We start from the raw sequence: 260 nt of genomic DNA on the forward strand, positions 1-260 counted from the left end.
TACGAAGTGGCGGTGCCGGTCGGCACGCTGAAGGAAGGTAAAAATGCGGTGGTGGTGACGCTGGTCAGCCACGATGCGGTAGGTAATGAAGTGACCGCGCTGTCGCACCGTACTGTGGTGCTGGACACTAAAGCGCATAACACCGTCAATATTCATGATGTCACCGCCGATAACACCCTTAACTTTACTGAGCTGTCGGCGGCGAAGCAGGTGATTACCGGAAACGTGCGCGGGGAAGACGCGAAAGCGGGCGACCCGGT

Annotated in this window: 1 protein-coding gene; it reads left to right on the plus strand. The window is 57.7% G+C overall.

Annotated features, from left to right (window positions below):
• On the plus strand, positions 1 to 260 hold a 260-nt coding region (locus OGY13_RS00910; protein WP_286593183.1), incomplete at both ends, for an Ig-like domain-containing protein.

The organism is Citrobacter sp. Cpo045 (assembly GCF_030332875.1).
GTDB lineage: Bacteria > Pseudomonadota > Gammaproteobacteria > Enterobacterales > Enterobacteriaceae > Citrobacter > Citrobacter portucalensis.